Annotated in this window: 2 pseudogenes; both read right to left on the bottom strand. The window is 67.7% G+C overall.

Annotated features, from left to right (window positions below):
* Positions 1-475, bottom strand: a pseudogene (locus AUL38_RS17070) (hypothetical protein); the annotation flags it as partial.
* Positions 472-650 (bottom strand): annotated as a pseudogene (locus AUL38_RS16760) (ATP-binding protein); the annotation flags it as partial. The pseudogenes AUL38_RS16760 and AUL38_RS17070, both read right to left, overlap by 4 nt.

Here is a 650-nt window from a genome sequence, read left to right as displayed (position 1 = left end):
CTCGAACGGTCAGCGCGCCGTATGCGAGCGCACGATCAATTGCCGCGGTAGTGCTGCTGGGGAGACGCACTGGTGCGCTCGCCGAACGGTCCAGCCGCGGTCGCCAACGTTTGACCCCGGCACTGAGCTGCCGCGGGGAAGCATCTGGGGAGCTCTCTCCGGTTGCCCCGAGCCCACGCGCCAACGCCTGGACAGGGTTCGAGCGCATGAGGAGATCCAGTGCACGGACGGGGCCGAGCTGCGTCACGAGTTCGCCGGCTACCGCATCTCCCGGCTCTGCAAGGCGTGACCAGATTGCTCGCGCCAAGAGGACCTCGGAGGCTTCCTCTCCTAAATCTGGGCTGCCGCAGAGCGTTGTGAGAAGCCGTCGTGTCTCCGGGTCCGGTCGTACGTTGCCGTTCTTGCCCTGGCTGGCGGTGCTGCGCGGGCCGGGGGCTGGTTCGGCTGCGGCTGGCCTCGGATGTTGCGTATTCATGTGGCACTTCCTCTCAGGGTGAGGGCCCGCGCGACCTCGCTGCGCCCGGGTTGGGGGAGCCCAGCGAGATCTGCGATGGTCCACGCCACCCGCAAGATCCGGTCGTACCCTCGAACGGTCAGCGCGCCGTATGCGAGCGCACGATCAATTGCCGCGGTAGTGCTGCTGGGGAGAC

The organism is Leucobacter sp. G161 (assembly GCF_001482305.1).
GTDB lineage: Bacteria > Actinomycetota > Actinomycetes > Actinomycetales > Microbacteriaceae > Leucobacter.
Note: the sequence above shows the minus strand (reverse complement) of the source record. Positions and strands in the feature narration are given on the sequence as shown.